We start from the raw sequence: 13720 nt of genomic DNA on the forward strand, positions 1-13720 counted from the left end.
TCCGGTGGCCCGGTGGTGACGATCGGCGGGCTGGAGGATCGGCGTGTCGGCGGTGACCGATGGACGGGGGCCGGTGGCCCGGTGGTGACGATCGGCGGGCTGGAGGATCGGCGTGTCGGCGGTGACCGATGGACGGGGGCCGGTGGCCCGATGGCCCGGTGGTGACGACCGGCGGACCGGGAGATCGGCGCGTCGGTGACCAGTGGTCCGGTGGTCTGGTGGCCGTGGTCCGGTCGTCGCCGTCCGGCCGTCCACCTGCGGGGCCGCGGGCCGGATGACGACCGGCGGATGGTGGCCGTGGTCCGGCCGTCGCGGTCCGGCCGTCCACCTGCGGATGCCGCGGGCCGACGGCCCGGTCGTGCCCGTGCTTGCCCGGTGCGCCGCCGTCCGTGGGCGCCCGTCATCGCCATGCATGCTCTCGCCTGGCCCGCCCGGCATCGACGAGGCGTCGCTGCCAGGGCGTCGGAGCGGTGTCGGACGCGTCTAGGCGGCCGTGGCCTTCCGGCGGGCGGCCGGTGCGGGCCGGTCCGGCCCGGCGGCGGGGGCCTGCTCGGACGCGGTGGCCTTCGGCCGGGCCTGTGTCAGTGCCGCTCCCGCGAGCACGATCAGCGCGCCGACCGGAGTGGACCAGGTCAGCGACTCGCCCAGGATCGCGACGCCCGCCGCCGTGGCGATGACCGGGATGAAGTACGTGACCATCTGGGCCGTCGTCGGGCCGACCTCGGCGACCAGCCCGTACTGGATGAGGACGGCGAGCCCGGTGCCGAGGACGCCCAGGGCGGCGACCGCGAGCAGGGGCACGAGGGGGAAGCCGGACGGAAGGGAGGTGAACAGCGGGGTGACGAAGGCCAGTTGCAGCGTCGCCAGCAGCAACTGGGCGCCGGTCAGCGAGAGGTGGGAGTGGCCGGAGCCGGCCAGCGTGCGGCGCACGTAGATCCAGCCGATGGGATAGCTGAGCGAGGCCAGCAGGGCCAGCGCGGTGCCCGTGACGTCCAGGCCGTGGAAGCCCTGCCAGGCGCCGAGCACCGTCAGGACGCCCAGGAAGCCGATGCCCAGCCCGGCGACCCGCAGCCGCGTCGGCCGGTCCTCGGAGAGGGCGACCAGCGACAGGGCCATGCCCCACAGCGGCGAGGTCGCGTTGCAGATCCCCGCGAGCGTCGAGGGGATCGTCAGTTCCGCGTACGCGAACAGCGAGAACGGCAGCGCGTTGAGCAGGAACCCGGCGACCGCCAGATGTACCCACGTCCGGGCCCCGCGCGGCAACCGCTCCCGCTTGACGGCCATCGCCACCGCCAGCACCGCCGTGCCGAACACCAGCCGGCCCAGTGTGACCTGGAACGGGGCGTAGCCCTCGGTGCCCACCTTGATGAGGAGGAAACTGAAACCCCAGACCAGGGAGAGGAGACCGAAGCGCAGCCGCCAGTCGAGGGCGCGGCGGGGCGGGGAAGGTACGGGAACGCTGCTCATGCAGGCAACGATGGGGCAATCGATCTCGTAGCACAATCGAGAATTCGCACGCGGTATCTCGTAGTATCGCTTACATGTTGAACCTGGAGCGCCTGCGCACCCTCGACGCCCTGGCCCGGCACGGATCGGTCAGCGGAGCCGCCGAGGGGCTGCACATCACCACGTCGGCGGTCTCCCAGCAGATGGCGAAGCTGGAGCGCGAGGTCGGCCAGCAACTGCTGGCCAAGAACGGCCGGGGCGTACGGCTCACCGACGCGGGCCGGCTGCTCGCCGAGCACGCGGCGCGCATCCTCTCCCAGGTCGAGCTGGCCCGCTCCGACCTGGAGGCCCAGCGCGGACAGGTGGTGGGGGAACTCAGGCTGTCGGCGTTCCCGACCGCCGCGCGCGGGCTGTTCCCGGCCGCGCTGGCGGCGCTGCGCGCCGAGCACCCCGCCCTGCGGATCCGCTCGTGCGAGCTGGAGCCGGAACGGGGCATCGCCGGGGTGGTGCGCGGAGACCTCGACCTGGCCGTCGTGCTCGACTGGTACAACAAGCCGATGCCGCTGCCCGACGGCCTGGTCAAGGCGCCGCTCCTGGACGACCCGGCCGATGTGGCGATGCCGGAGAGCCACCGGCTGGCCGGCCGGGACGAGGTGGACCTCGCCGAGTTCGCCGAGGACGAGTGGATCACCTGGGGGGAGGGCGAGTTCTGCCACGAGTGGCTGATGTTCACCCTGCGCTCGAAGGGCATCGAGCCGATCATCGGACACCGCGCCGCCGAGACCCACACCCAGCTCGGACTGGTCGCCGCCGGGCTCGGCGTGTGCATCGCCCCGCTGCTCGGGCGCCGTCCGATGCCCGCCGGCGTCGTCACCGTGCCGCTGCGGCAGCGGGTGCGCCGGCACGTGTACGTCGTCTGGCGCGCGGACGCCGACCGCCGCCCGTCGATCCGGGCGGCGGTGCGGGCGCTGCACACATCGGCGTCCGAGGTGGGCTGACCCGGCCGGGCTCCGGCGTCATCCAGCCCGCGGGGGACCGTGCCTACGGCGACGCCAGCTTGCGGAAGTCCCAGGAGACGACCTTCTCGGGGACGAGCCGCAGCCAGGCGTGCCGGCCGTCGTGCGGCATCTCCTCCAGGCCGAAGTTCTTGCGGGCGAACAGCGTCTCGGGCACGTCGAGCTCCGCGCACAGCTCGCCGGTGCGCGGAACCTCGCCCACGATCTCCGCCCTCCCGGACAGCTCGACGCCCCGCAGCTCGTCGTACTCCTCGCCGGTGTCTACCACCACCGCCACCCTGGGATCGCGGCGCAGGTCGGCCCAGCGCCTGCTGCGCACGACCGAGTACAGCCACATCGCGGCGCCGTCCCAGGCGAACCACAGCGTGCTCACGTGCGGGGCGCCGTCGGCCGAGACCGTGGCGACCCGGCAGGTGCGCTGGGTGGTGAGGAACGCCTCCAGCTCGCCGGGTGTCATCATGATCTTCCGGCCCCGGCGCTGAGTGACGGTCATACGGCCCCTTCCTCTCCCGCTGCCCGGGTGATCTCGTGGGGGTGTCGCCCGTGACCGTACCCCCGGTCACGCCAGTCGGATCGAGTCGCCGCTGACGGTGATCTGCACGGCGGGCAGCGGCTGGGTCGCGGGACCGCTCTGCACGCTGCCGTCGGTGATCGAGAAGTTGCTGTTGTGGCAGGGGCAGTTGATGACGCCGTCGGCGACGCTCTTCACCGCGCAGCCCTGGTGGGTGCAGGAGGCCGAGAATGCCTTGAACTCACCGGCGGCCGGCTGGGTGACCACGACCTTCTGATCGGCGAAGACCTTCCCACCGCCCTGGGGGATGTCGGCGGTCGCCGCCAGCGCCGGCCCGGCAGCGGCGCTCTCGCCTCCGCCGGAGGTGCCGCTGTCGGTCTCGCCGTTGTTCTGGGCGCCGTCGGCGGCGCCGGCGGAGGCCGTCGATCCGGTGCCGCCGGACGCGTCGTCGTCCGAGCCTCCGCACGCGGTCAGCGCGACGGTGAGCCCCGCCGCTCCGGCCGCCGCCACGACGGTACGACGAGCCGGTCCCGCTGCGGGCTGAAACGGTGCGCTGGTCATGCTGACGTTTCCTTCCGGGTGGATGCGTGATCTGCCGACAGGTACGGCCGACGGGCAAGTGCTGTTCAGACCGTCACCAGATGCTGTCCCGTGCCGGGTCGGGCGGGCGTAAGACACGCCTGTCGTTTCGCTGTCGGCCGAGCGCCGGCCTGCCGCCGACCGGGGGTCCGCCTGCCGCCCGTACGCCGGTAACCTGGGGCGATGCTCAAGGAAGTCGTCGCGACCCGCTACATCACGCCCCTGCGTGAGGGCGGCTCGCTGCCGGGACTCGTCGAGGCCGACGACTTCGGGACGTACGTCCTGAAGTTCACCGGCGCCGGGCAGGGCCGCAAGACCCTCGTCGCCGAGGTGGTCTGCGGCGAACTCGCACGCAGGCTGGGCTTCCGGGTGCCACGGCTGGTGACCGTCGGCCTCGACCCGGTGCTGGGCCTCGGCGAGCCCGACCAGGAGGTGCAGGAGCTGCTCAAGTCCAGCGGTGGCACCAACCTCGGCATGGACTTCCTCTCCGGGGCGCTCGGCTTCGACCCGCTCGCCTTCGAGGTGAGCCCCGAGGAGGCCGGGCGGATCGTCTGGTTCGACGCGCTGGTGAACAACGTCGACCGGTCCTGGCGGAACCCCAACCTGCTCCGCTGGCGGGGCGAGGTGTGGCTCATCGACCACGGCGCGACCATGATCTGGCACCACAACTGGCCCGGCGCCGAGACCTCCGCCGCCCGCCCCTACGACGCCTCCGACCACGCCCTCGCGCCGTTCGCGCCGGACGTCCGCGCGGCAGCCGCGGCCCTCGCGCCCCTGGTCACCGAGGAACTCCTCGCCGAGGTCACCGCCGAGATCCCGGACGTCTGGCTCGCCGGCGAGCCCGGATTCGCCACACCCGACGACCTCCGGCGCGCCTACGCCCGCCCGCTGCTGGCCCGTGCCGCGGTCGTCCACGAGCACATCAAGGGCACCGACCGCACGGAGGGGCACCGGTGAGCGAACGGCACGTCTTCGAGTACGCGCTGCTGCGCGTCGTGCCCCGCGTCGAGCGCGGCGAGTGCGTCAACGCCGGCGTGCTGGTGTACTGCCGCGCCAAGGCGTACGTCGGCGCGCGCACCCACCTGGACGAGGCGCGGCTGCTGGCCCTGGACCCGGACGTGGACCTGGCCGGCGTGCGGGCCGCGTTGCGGGCCGTGGAGGGGGTCTGCACCGGCGGGGCCGCCGCCGGCCAGGCGTCCGGCGACGATCCCGGCCGCCGCTTCCGGTGGCTGATCGCCCCCCGCTCCACCATCGTCCAGCCGGGCCCCGTCCACACCGGTCTCACGGCCGATCCGGCGGCCGAGACCGAGCGGCTCCTGGACCTGTTGGTGCGGTAGGCCGGCTCTCGCCGTCGGTGCGGCGGCGCCTCCTCAGCACGTAGCCGACGGCCAGCGTGGCGCCCGCGACGCAGGCCAGTCCGACGCCGATGTCCCAGCCGCTCGGCCCGGTGCTCGACGCGCCACCCACCCCGGCCCGCACGCCGTGCGCCGGGGCCACAACGACGGGAGCGGAGCCCTCCGGCAGCGGCGCGGGTGCGGCCGGGAGCGGCGCGGACGCGGGGGGCCGGGGCCGGGACGAGGCGGAGATGGCGGGGGGCCGGGGCCCGGACGAGGCGGAGATCGGGGCGCCGTCGTGCGGGCTCCGGCCCCCGACGAAGCGACGCGGACCGCTCGGGCCGCCGGCCGGCACGGCCCGGGCCGCCTCCCGGTGAGCCAGGCCGGACCGGTCCAGGTCCCGCGCCTGCGCCTGCGCGGGGAGGACCGGCGGCACGAGCGCCGTGATCGCGAACACCAGGCCGGCGACACCGCTGCGACGGCGCATGGACGACTCCTTTCGGCCACGAGTGGCTCGCGCTCCGACGCTATGGGCGGGGCGCCGCCGTGGCGCGCAGCGCTGGGCCGAACGGGGGATTCGGGGACGGATACAGGGCCGTGGGGCCAGGTAATGGATCACACCCGGCAGATGTCCCGTTGACACCGGGTGCCAGGGCTTCTAGCGTCACGTCTGCTGAAGGTACTAAGCGGTCGCTCACCGCAGGGCGCTCCGCATGAGCCGCACCCCTAGGTCGAGGAGAAGCAGCAATGTCCACCACTGAGCAGCGGGTCGCCGTCGTCACCGGTGCCGCGCGCGGCATCGGGGCCGCCACCGCCGTACGACTGGCCGCCGAGGGCCGCGCCGTCGCCGTGATCGACCTGGACGAGGCAGCCTGCAAGGACACCGTGGAGAAGATCACCGCGGCCGGCGGCAAGGCGATCGCGGTCGGCTGCGACGTCTCCGACGAGGCGCAGGTCGAGGCGGCCGTCGCGCGGATCGCCGAGGAGCTGGGCGCGCCGACGATCCTCGTCAACAACGCGGGCGTGCTGCGCGACAACCTGCTGTTCAAGATGAGCGTCTCCGACTGGGACACCGTCATGAACGTGCACCTGCGCGGCGCCTTCCTGATGTCGAAGGCCTGCCAGAAGCACATGGTGGACGCCGGCTTCGGCCGCATCGTCAACCTCTCCTCCTCCTCGGCGCTCGGCAACCGCGGGCAGGTCAACTACTCGGCCGCCAAGGCCGGCCTCCAGGGCTTCACCAAGACCCTCGCCAAGGAACTCGGCAAGTTCGGCATCACCGCCAACGCCGTCGCCCCCGGCTTCATCGCCACCGACATGACCGCCGCGACCGCCGAGCGCGTCGGCATGGGCTTCGAGGACTTCAAGGCCGCCGCCGCCACCCAGATCCCGGTGCAGCGCGTCGGCGAGCCCGACGACATCGCCAACGCCATCGCCTTCTTCACCGGCGAGGCGGCCGGATTCGTCTCCGGCCAGGTGCTGTACGTGGCCGGCGGCCCGCTCGACTAGGGAACACTGACATGACTGAACTCTCCGGCAAGGTCGCGCTCGTCACGGGCGCCAGCCGCGGCATCGGCTACGGCGTCGCCGAGGCACTGATCGCACGTGGCGACCGGGTGTGCATCACCGGCCGCAACGAGGAGGCCCTGAAGGAGGCCGTCGAGAAGCTGGGCGCCGACCGGGTCATCGGCGTCGCGGGCAAGGCGCACGACGAGGAGCACCAGGCCGTCGCCGTCGAGCGCACGATGGAGGCCTTCGGCCGCGTCGACTTCCTGGTCAACAACGCCGGTACGAACCCCGTGTTCGGGCCGATCGCCGACCTGGACCTGAACGTCGCGCGGAAGGTCTTCGAGACCAACGTGATCTCGGCGCTCGGATTCGCCCAGCGCACCTGGCACGCCTGGCAGAAGGACAACGGCGGAGCGATCGTCAACATCGCCTCCGTCGCGGGCCTGGCGCCCTCGCCCTTCATCGCCGCCTACGGCGTCAGCAAGGCCGCCCTGATCAACCTGACCGCGCAGCTGGCGCACGAGTTCGCGCCCAAGGTGCGGGTCAACGCGATCGCCCCGGCCGTCGTGAAGACCAAGTTCGCCGCCGCCCTGTACGAGGGACGGGAGGAGGAGGCCGCCGCGGGCTACCCGCTGGGCCGGCTCGGCGTGCCCTCCGACATCGGCGGTGCCGCCGCCTTCCTCACCTCCGACCAGTCCGACTGGATCACCGGTCAGACGCTGGTGGTCGACGGTGGCGTCTTCCTGAACGCCGGCGTGGGCTGACAGCCGCGAGGAGGATACGGGCGTCGTCGCGACGACGGCGCCCGTGTCCGCGTTTCGAGACTCCAGGGGGCATGACAACGTAGTCATCACCCAAATGATCAAAACCCCTGTTCAGAAGGGGGTTCAGGGGGCGTGGCGCTGCGGTATGGTCTGCCGACCCTTGGTAAGGCAGATCGAGGAGCGTGCGCGTGTTCTACCGGAACCGATGCCTGCGGCGGGTGGCGGCCATCGCGTCCATGTCTTCGCTGGTGACCGGATGCGGCATCCTGTCGTCCGACTCCTCCGACGACGAGAAGCCGATCGTCGTGGGGACGACCAGCGCCCCCAGCACGCTGGACCCCGCCGCGTCCTGGGACGGCTCCTGGGAGCTGTTCCGCAACGTCTACCAGACGCTGCTCAGTTATCCGAGCGGTGCGACCGCGCCCGAGCCCGACGCGGCCAAGGAATGCGCGTTCACCGACAGCACCAACCAGGTGTACCGCTGCGAGCTGCGCGAGGGTCTGACCTTCTCCGACGGGGACGCGCTGGACGCCAAGGCGGTCAAGCACTCGATCGACCGGATCAAGAAGATCAAGGTCAACGGCGGTCCCGCCGGGCTGCTGGGCAGCCTCGACCGGGTACAGGCGCCGAGCGCGCACGAGGTCGTCTTCCACCTCAACAAGCCCGACGCCACCTTCCCCTTCGTGCTCGCCACGCCCGCGATGTCGATCGTCGACCCCGACACCTACCCGGCGGACTCCCTGCGCGAGGACGGCGGCGTCGTCGGCTCGGGCCCGTACGCCCTGCGGTCCTACGAGGACGGCAAGCGGGCCGAACTCGTCCGCAACGACCGCTACAAGGGTTTCGCGGAACTCCGGAACGACGCGGTGACGATCCGCTACTTCAAGGACTCGGCCACCATGGTGAAGGCGCTGCGCGACAAGCAGATCCAGGTGACCTACCGGGGCCTCGCGGCCGACGACATCATCACGCTCCAGGGCAGGGCCAGCAAGGAGGAGGACCTCCAGCTGGTCGAGGGCACCGGTACGGAGATCAGCTACCTGGTCTTCAACCCCGAGGACCCCTGGGCGGGCCGGAAGGCCGTGCGCCAGGCCGTCGCCCAGGTGATCGACCGGGCAGCGATAGCCCACACGATCTACCAGGACACCGTCGACCCGCTGTACTCGATGGTCCCCAAGGGGCTGACCGGCCACACCACGGGCTTCTTCGACGACTACGGCGACCCCAGCGTCCCCAAGGCCCGCGAGATCCTCACCGACGCGGGCATCACCGAGCCGGTCCCGCTCACCTTCTGGTACACCACCGACCGCTACGGTTCCGAGACGGCCGCGGAGTTCAAGGAGCTCAAGCGTCAGCTGGAGGCCTCCGGGCTGTTCACGGTGACCCTCAAGAGCCGCCCGTGGAAGACGTACGTGACGGGTTACCAGAAGGGCGAGTACCCGGTGTTCGGGCGCGGCTGGTCGCCCGACTTCCCGGACGCCGAGAACTTCATCGCGCCCTTCGTCGGCGACCAGAACGCGCTCGGCACGCCCTACCCGGCGCCCGAGATCACCGGTGACCTGCTGCCCCGGTCCCGCCGCGAGGGCGACCGCGCCAACGTGGTGAAGGAGTTCGAGGAGGCGCAGCAGATCCTCGTGGACGACGTGCGGCTGCTGCCGCTGTGGCAGGGCAAGCAGTACGTGGCCGCGAGCGAGGACATCTCGGGTGCCGAGCGGGCCCTGGACCCCTCGACGATCATGATGATGTGGCAGCTCTATCGGAAGACCAGCTGGTAAGGGCCGCCCCCGCCCCCGCCGAACCACCCCGGGGGCCGGTTGTCAGTGGTCGCCTGTAGGTTCTGTGGCCTGGAAGCGACCGCACAGCGTAAGGAAGTTGACGTGACCGACATCGCCATGCTGCCCGAGTCCTGGCGCGGGGTGCTGGGCGGCGAGCTGCAGCAGCCCTACTTCAAGGAGCTGATGGAGTTCGTCGAGGAGGAGCGGGCGAACGGACCCGTCTACCCTCCGCGCGAGGAGGTCTTCGCCGCTCTGGAGGCCACGCCGTACGACCGGGTGAAGGTGCTGGTCCTCGGGCAGGACCCGTACCACGGCGAGGGCCAGGGGCACGGCCTGTGCTTCTCGGTCCGGCCGGGCGTGAAGGTCCCGCCGTCCCTGCGGAACATCTACAAGGAGATGCACGCGGAGCTGGACATCCCGATCCCGGACAACGGCTATCTCATGCCGTGGGCGCAGCAGGGCGTCCTGCTGCTCAACGCCGTGCTCACGGTCCGGGCCGGTGAGGCCAACTCGCACAAGAGCCGGGGCTGGGAGCTGTTCACCGACGCGGTGATCCGTGCGGTGGCCGGCCGGCAGGACCCGGCGGTGTTCGTGCTGTGGGGCAACTACGCGCAGAAGAAGCTCCCCTTGATCGACGAGACGCGGCACGTCGTGGTCAAGGGCGCGCACCCCTCGCCGCTGTCGGCGAAGAAGTTCTTCGGCTCCCGCCCGTTCACGCAGATCAACGAGGCGGTCGCCCGGCAGGGCCACGAGCCGATCGACTGGCGCATCCCCAACCTGGGCTGATCCGGGCCGTGCGGACCGGCTCCACGCCGGTCCGCAGCGGACCCACGGAGCCGCCTGACCGGGTTTGCCGGTGCGTGCCGTTAGCGTTCGTCGGGACAGCCGACGAGTGGTACGGAGGACGTGGTGGCCAAGGGACAGGAGCAGGCGGCGCCGGACGCCGTGCCGACGCGGATCGGGCAGGTCGTCATGCTGCATCACGCGGGCGACCGGGAGGAGGCCCGGCGCCGCTTCCTCGACCTGTGGGCCGAGATCGGCGAGCACGGCGATCCGCTGCACCGATGCACCCTGGCGCACTACCTGGCCGACACCCAGGACGACCCGGGGGACGAACTGGCGTGGGACCTGAGGGCCTTGTCGGCCGCCGAGGAGCTCACCTCCGACCGGCTCGGCGAGCACCCGGGCGCGCTCGCCGCCCGGGCCCTCTACCCCACACTGCACCTGAACCTGGCCGCCGACTACGACAGGCTCGGCCACCGTGAGGCCGCCCGCGCGCATCTGCGGTGGGCCCGGGGCGCGGCCGAGTCACTGGGCGACGACCGCTACGGCGAGGGTGTGCGCACGGCGATCGGCCGACTGGAGCTGCGGCTCGGGGACGACGGACCCTCCGCGGACGGGCCCGGCTTCTGGGGACCGCCCCGGCAGCGGCCCTAGCGTGACCGCGAGTCCCGCCTGGCACACGACGCCCGGCGCGCTCCCGCGGGGAACGTGGCAGCGGGGCGGCACGTGGCTCCTCACGGGACCGCATCGGGTGCAGCTCGTCCGCCGGGCTGCCCGGTGCCCTCGCCGCCACGCAGGGCGAACACCCGCATGCGACCGGTACGTGGGCGTCCGCCCGGCAACCCCTGGCTCCGTCCGGGGGACGCGCAGAACACGCACCGGACGTCGCAGGACCACCGGGCGGACGAGGCGACTTCGCGGCCACCCCCCTGGGCGGACTCAGCCGCCGTACGCCTGCTCGCAGATGACCGCCTCGGGGCTGTCCGGTCGCCAGCCGCCGTACCTCTTCCCCAGCGAGCACAGGTCCGCGTCCGCGCCGGTCCGCCCGTCGACGGGCCCCGAGCGGCCGGGTGCGCCGGCGCGGGGTCCCCGCGCGGGATCGTGCTGCGGTCTGCGCGGTTCGGGGCGGGCGGGCCGCGGGTGCGGTTCCGGCCGGGCCGCCGGTGCCGTCCGCTGCGACGGCGCGGCCGGGGGCGCCGCGCGCCGTGGCTCGCCGGAGGGGCGCTCCGGGGCCCGGGAGGGGGCGATCATCTCCAGTGCCTCGCGGGCCGGGGCCTGCACGGCCCGCGGCGTCGTCGGGCCGTCCGGTCGCGGCGCCGAGGAGCGGGCGCCGGCCGCCGCCGGGTCGGACGCGGACGGACGCTGGACCGTCACACAGCCGGTCAGGGCGGAGACAGCCACGGACACCAGGAGTGCTGCGGTGGTGGTCGTTCGATGCACGCGCGCCACTCTGGTGGTTCCGGCGCCGGGCGCGGCGCCGGAACAGGCGGAGGATGCCCCGCACGGGTGATCTCCGGCCCCGTACGGAGGTCCCCGGGGCCGCTGCGGCTGACGCCGTCAGTCGCCGGTGGCGCCGTCGATGCACTCGCGGATCAGGTCGGCGTGTCCGTTGTGGCGCGCGTACTCCTCGACCATGTGCGTGTAGATCCAGCGCAGGCTGAACCGCTCGCCGGTGCGCCGGTGCTTCCCGCGGGACATCTCGTCGAGACGGAAGCCGGCCGCGTTGCGCCGCGCGACCTCGATCTCGGCCTGCCAGGTGGCGTACGCCTCCTGCCAGGTGTCCGCCTCGGTGGTACGGAAGTCGCCGTCGCGGTCCTCCTCGGTGTAGTAGATCGGTCCCGGGTCGTCGTCCACGAGCACCTTGCGGAACCAGCCGCGCTCCACCTCGGCCATGTGCCGGACCAGTCCCATCAGGGACAGTGCGGAGGGCGCCACGGGGGCGGTCCTGAGCTGGGCGTCGGTGAGGCCCTCGCACTTCCACGCGAGGGTTCGGCGGTGGTAGTCCAGCCAGCCCTCCAGCATGGTGCGTTCGTCGGCGTCGCTCGCGGGTTCACGGCGTTCGGAAGTCATGTCGGCATCCTGACCCACGTCGGCCCGGTCCGCACCAACGGATTTCAGACTCCCAGCATGCCGTGGAGCAACTCGCGCAGGCCCGCCCGCACTTCCCCGAGACCCGGGACCTCGGCGTGGAAGGACCCGGCCACGCAGGAGAACATCAGCCCGTCCGCCCAGGCCACCAGCGACAGCACGTGCCGGCCGGGGTCGGTCGAGCCCATGGCCGTGACGAGGGCGCCGAGCTGGTCGCGGAAGCGGGCGCCCGCCGCGTCGAAGTGGGCCCGCAGCTCCGGGCGGCGGGTGGCCTCCAGGGCCAGTTCGTAGCGGGCCAGCGTCAGTTCGCGGTTACGTGTCAGTGCCCGGTGCGTGGCCAGCGCGAGCGCGTCCACCAGGGCGTCGAGGCCGCCGCTCGGGTCCGGCATCTCGTGCAGGGCGAGCACCCGCGCCTCCCGTTCGGCCAGCCGCCGCACGGCCAGTTCCAGGAGCGCCTGCCGGGTCCGCGCCAGGTTGGACGTGGACCCCTGGGGGAGGCCCGCCGCCTCGTCGACCGCCCGGTGCGTGAGCCCGCGCATCCCGCGCTCGGCGAGCAGGGAGAGAGCGGCGTCGGCGACGAGATCGGTGCGCGGGGCACCCGCGGTGTGTACGGGCATGGACGTCAACCTACCTGCCGCCCTGTCCGTCCCACTACAGCCGTAGTAAGGTCGGAGCAGCGCTTCACTACACCTGTAGTGAGGCTTCGGTGAGCGCGAGGAGGAGCCATGAGCCGGGCGAAGCGGGCCGTCGTGATCGGCGGCGGAATCGGCGGGCTGACCGCGGCGGCGGCCCTGCACCGCGGCGGACTGCAGGTCACCGTCCTGGAGCGGGCCGGCTCGCTCCAGCCGATCGGCGCGGCCATCTCGCTGTCGCCCAACGCCCTGCGCGCCCTGGACGTCATCGGCATCGGCGACGAGATCCGCGACCTCGCCGCCTGGCAGGGCGACGGCGGACTGCGCACCCCCGGCGGCCGCTGGCTCTCCCGCTCCGACGCCGACGCCGCGGCCGAACGGTTCGGCGGCCCGCTCGTGCTGCTGCACCGGGCCACCCTCATCGACAGCCTGGCCGCCCTGCTGCCGCCGGACGCCGTCCGCACCGCCGTCACCGCGAGCGTCGCCGACCCCGGCGACGCCGACCGGCCGGCCCGGGTGCGCACGCCCGACGGCGAACTGGAAGCCGACCTGGTCGTGGCCGCCGACGGCATCCACTCCGCCGTCCGCCGGGTGCTGTTCCCGCGGCACCCCGGCCCCGTCTACTCCGGCTTCACCACCTGGCGGGTGGTGATCCCGGTGCCCGGCGTCCGGTTCGCCTCGCACGAGAGCTGGGGGCCGGGCCGCATCTGGGGCACGCATCCGCTCAAGGACGGGCGGGTCTACGCGTACGCCGCCGCGGTCACCCCCGCCGAAGGCCACGCCCCCGACGACGAGAGGGCGGAGCTGCTGCGCCGGTACGGCGACTGGCACGACCCGATCCCGGCCGTCCTCGCCGCCGCCCGCCCCGAGGACGTGCTGCGCCACGACGTGCACCACATCGCCGAACCGCTGCCCGCCTACCACCGCGGCCGGGTCGCCCTCCTCGGCGACGCCGCGCACGCCATGCCACCGACCCTCGGACAGGGCGGCAACCAGGCCGTCGAGGACGCCATCGTGCTCGCCCACCACCACGCCGACCTCGCCGCCTACACCGCCGCCCGGCTGCCCCGTACGACGGCCGTCGCCCGCCAGGCCGTCAAGGTCGCCCGGCTCAACATGATGAGCAACCGCGCCGGGATCGCCGTACGCAACGCCGCGATCACCGCGCTGTCGAAGACCGGACCCGCGCTCTTCCTGCGCAGCTTCGACGGCATCGCCGACTGGCGGCCCCCGCAGTCGCCGTATGCTTCGCAGCGGACACGGCTCGGCGAGCGCTAGAGGAG

16 protein-coding genes are annotated in these 13720 nt (G+C 72.9%); 9 read left to right on the forward strand and 7 right to left on the reverse strand.

The window, feature by feature from the left end:
• Window positions 1-483 precede the first annotated feature (483 nt).
• Window positions 484-1467 (reverse strand): DMT family transporter, encoded by a 984-nt coding sequence (locus tag IE260_RS07905; RefSeq protein WP_229880528.1) that lies wholly within the window; start codon window positions 1465-1467, stop codon window positions 484-486.
• A 74-nt stretch (window positions 1468-1541) separates the two neighbouring features.
• Between IE260_RS07905 and IE260_RS07910 the strand changes: the two genes are divergently transcribed.
• A complete protein-coding gene (locus IE260_RS07910) occupies window positions 1542-2444 on the forward strand; it encodes a LysR family transcriptional regulator (RefSeq protein ID WP_189869764.1) in 903 nt (300 codons plus the stop codon).
• A 43-nt stretch (window positions 2445-2487) separates the two neighbouring features.
• On the opposite strand, the gene IE260_RS07915 is transcribed toward IE260_RS07910, so the two are convergent.
• Together IE260_RS07915 and IE260_RS07920 are read right to left on the reverse strand one after the other, a co-directional pair.
• Entirely contained in the window at window positions 2488-2955 is a 468-nt protein-coding gene (locus IE260_RS07915) for a pyridoxamine 5'-phosphate oxidase family protein (protein WP_189869765.1), read from the reverse strand.
• A 66-nt stretch (window positions 2956-3021) separates the two neighbouring features.
• Entirely contained in the window at window positions 3022-3534 is a 513-nt protein-coding gene (locus tag IE260_RS07920) for a Rieske (2Fe-2S) protein (RefSeq protein ID WP_189869766.1), read from the reverse strand.
• A 201-nt stretch (window positions 3535-3735) separates the two neighbouring features.
• On the opposite strand from IE260_RS07920, the gene IE260_RS07925 reads away from it, so the two are divergent.
• Together IE260_RS07925 and IE260_RS07930 are read left to right on the forward strand one after the other, a co-directional pair.
• Window positions 3736-4509 carry a HipA family kinase gene (locus IE260_RS07925; RefSeq protein ID WP_189869767.1) on the forward strand — a complete coding sequence of 258 codons (774 nt, stop codon included), beginning with the start codon at window positions 3736-3738 and terminating at the stop codon, window positions 4507-4509.
• Window positions 4506-4889, forward strand: coding sequence for a DUF3037 domain-containing protein (locus tag IE260_RS07930; protein ID WP_189869768.1), 384 nt, complete (start codon window positions 4506-4508; stop codon window positions 4887-4889). The genes IE260_RS07925 and IE260_RS07930 overlap by 4 nt, the downstream gene beginning before the upstream one ends.
• Here the strand turns inward: IE260_RS07930 and IE260_RS07935 are convergent.
• Window positions 4834-5373, reverse strand: coding sequence for an excalibur calcium-binding protein (locus IE260_RS07935; protein WP_189869769.1), 540 nt, complete (start codon window positions 5371-5373; stop codon window positions 4834-4836). The two genes, IE260_RS07930 and IE260_RS07935, sit on opposite strands and share 56 nt — an antisense overlap.
• A 260-nt stretch (window positions 5374-5633) precedes the next feature.
• Here IE260_RS07935 and fabG point away from each other — a divergent pair, with 260 nt between their 5' ends.
• The 5 genes from fabG to IE260_RS07960 all read left to right on the forward strand — a co-directional run bounded on the left by fabG (window position 5634) and on the right by IE260_RS07960 (window position 10371).
• Window positions 5634-6395 (forward strand): 3-oxoacyl-ACP reductase FabG, encoded by a 762-nt coding sequence (gene fabG, locus IE260_RS07940; RefSeq protein WP_189869770.1) that lies wholly within the window; start codon window positions 5634-5636, stop codon window positions 6393-6395.
• Window positions 6396-6406: 11 nt separating this feature from the next.
• Window positions 6407-7159 (forward strand): SDR family oxidoreductase, encoded by a 753-nt coding sequence (locus IE260_RS07945; protein ID WP_189869771.1) that lies wholly within the window; start codon window positions 6407-6409, stop codon window positions 7157-7159.
• 188 nt (window positions 7160-7347) lie between these two features.
• A complete protein-coding gene (locus tag IE260_RS07950; RefSeq protein WP_189869772.1) occupies window positions 7348-8934 on the forward strand; it encodes an ABC transporter substrate-binding protein in 1587 nt (528 codons plus the stop codon).
• Window positions 8935-9036: 102 nt separating this feature from the next.
• Complete coding sequence (ung, locus tag IE260_RS07955) at window positions 9037-9720, forward strand: uracil-DNA glycosylase (RefSeq protein ID WP_189869773.1); 684 nt, start codon at window positions 9037-9039, stop codon at window positions 9718-9720.
• Window positions 9721-9843: 123 nt separating this feature from the next.
• Window positions 9844-10371 (forward strand): hypothetical protein, encoded by a 528-nt coding sequence (locus IE260_RS07960; RefSeq protein ID WP_189869774.1) that lies wholly within the window; start codon window positions 9844-9846, stop codon window positions 10369-10371.
• Window positions 10372-10656: 285 nt separating this feature from the next.
• Here IE260_RS07960 and IE260_RS07965 read toward each other — a convergent pair whose 3' ends face one another.
• From IE260_RS07965 to IE260_RS07975, 3 genes are all read right to left on the reverse strand, one after another.
• On the reverse strand, window positions 10657-11157 hold the full coding sequence (locus tag IE260_RS07965; RefSeq protein ID WP_308434648.1) for a hypothetical protein: 501 nt from the start codon (window positions 11155-11157) through the stop codon (window positions 10657-10659).
• Window positions 11158-11274: 117 nt separating this feature from the next.
• Window positions 11275-11787 carry a DinB family protein gene (locus IE260_RS07970; RefSeq protein WP_189869776.1) on the reverse strand — a complete coding sequence of 171 codons (513 nt, stop codon included), beginning with the start codon at window positions 11785-11787 and terminating at the stop codon, window positions 11275-11277.
• Window positions 11788-11831: 44 nt separating this feature from the next.
• On the reverse strand, window positions 11832-12422 hold the full coding sequence (locus tag IE260_RS07975; protein ID WP_189869777.1) for a TetR/AcrR family transcriptional regulator: 591 nt from the start codon (window positions 12420-12422) through the stop codon (window positions 11832-11834).
• Window positions 12423-12530: 108 nt separating this feature from the next.
• Between IE260_RS07975 and IE260_RS07980 the strand changes: the two genes are divergently transcribed.
• Complete coding sequence (locus IE260_RS07980) at window positions 12531-13715, forward strand: FAD-dependent monooxygenase (RefSeq protein ID WP_189869778.1); 1185 nt, start codon at window positions 12531-12533, stop codon at window positions 13713-13715.
• Window positions 13716-13720 lie beyond the last annotated feature (5 nt).

Origin of the sequence: Streptomyces viridiviolaceus (genome assembly GCF_014650995.1) — a bacterium.
GTDB lineage: Bacteria > Actinomycetota > Actinomycetes > Streptomycetales > Streptomycetaceae > Streptomyces > Streptomyces viridiviolaceus.

What these genes read in the sequence shown, in the direction of transcription:
- IE260_RS07905 (WP_229880528.1), bottom strand. Translation starts at nt 1,467, where the DNA reads ATGAGCAGCGTTCCCGTACCTTCCCCGCCCCGCCGCGCCCTCGACTGG.
- IE260_RS07910 (WP_189869764.1), top strand. Translation starts at nt 1,542, where the DNA reads ATGTTGAACCTGGAGCGCCTGCGCACCCTCGACGCCCTGGCCCGGCAC.
- IE260_RS07915 (WP_189869765.1), bottom strand. Translation starts at nt 2,955, where the DNA reads ATGACCGTCACTCAGCGCCGGGGCCGGAAGATCATGATGACACCCGGC.
- IE260_RS07920 (WP_189869766.1), bottom strand. Translation starts at nt 3,534, where the DNA reads ATGACCAGCGCACCGTTTCAGCCCGCAGCGGGACCGGCTCGTCGTACC.
- IE260_RS07925 (WP_189869767.1), top strand. Translation starts at nt 3,736, where the DNA reads ATGCTCAAGGAAGTCGTCGCGACCCGCTACATCACGCCCCTGCGTGAG.
- IE260_RS07935 (WP_189869769.1), bottom strand. Translation starts at nt 5,373, where the DNA reads ATGCGCCGTCGCAGCGGTGTCGCCGGCCTGGTGTTCGCGATCACGGCG.
- fabG (WP_189869770.1), top strand. Translation starts at nt 5,634, where the DNA reads ATGTCCACCACTGAGCAGCGGGTCGCCGTCGTCACCGGTGCCGCGCGC.
- IE260_RS07945 (WP_189869771.1), top strand. Translation starts at nt 6,407, where the DNA reads ATGACTGAACTCTCCGGCAAGGTCGCGCTCGTCACGGGCGCCAGCCGC.
- IE260_RS07970 (WP_189869776.1), bottom strand. Translation starts at nt 11,787, where the DNA reads ATGACTTCCGAACGCCGTGAACCCGCGAGCGACGCCGACGAACGCACC.
- IE260_RS07975 (WP_189869777.1), bottom strand. Translation starts at nt 12,422, where the DNA reads ATGCCCGTACACACCGCGGGTGCCCCGCGCACCGATCTCGTCGCCGAC.
- IE260_RS07980 (WP_189869778.1), top strand. Translation starts at nt 12,531, where the DNA reads ATGAGCCGGGCGAAGCGGGCCGTCGTGATCGGCGGCGGAATCGGCGGG.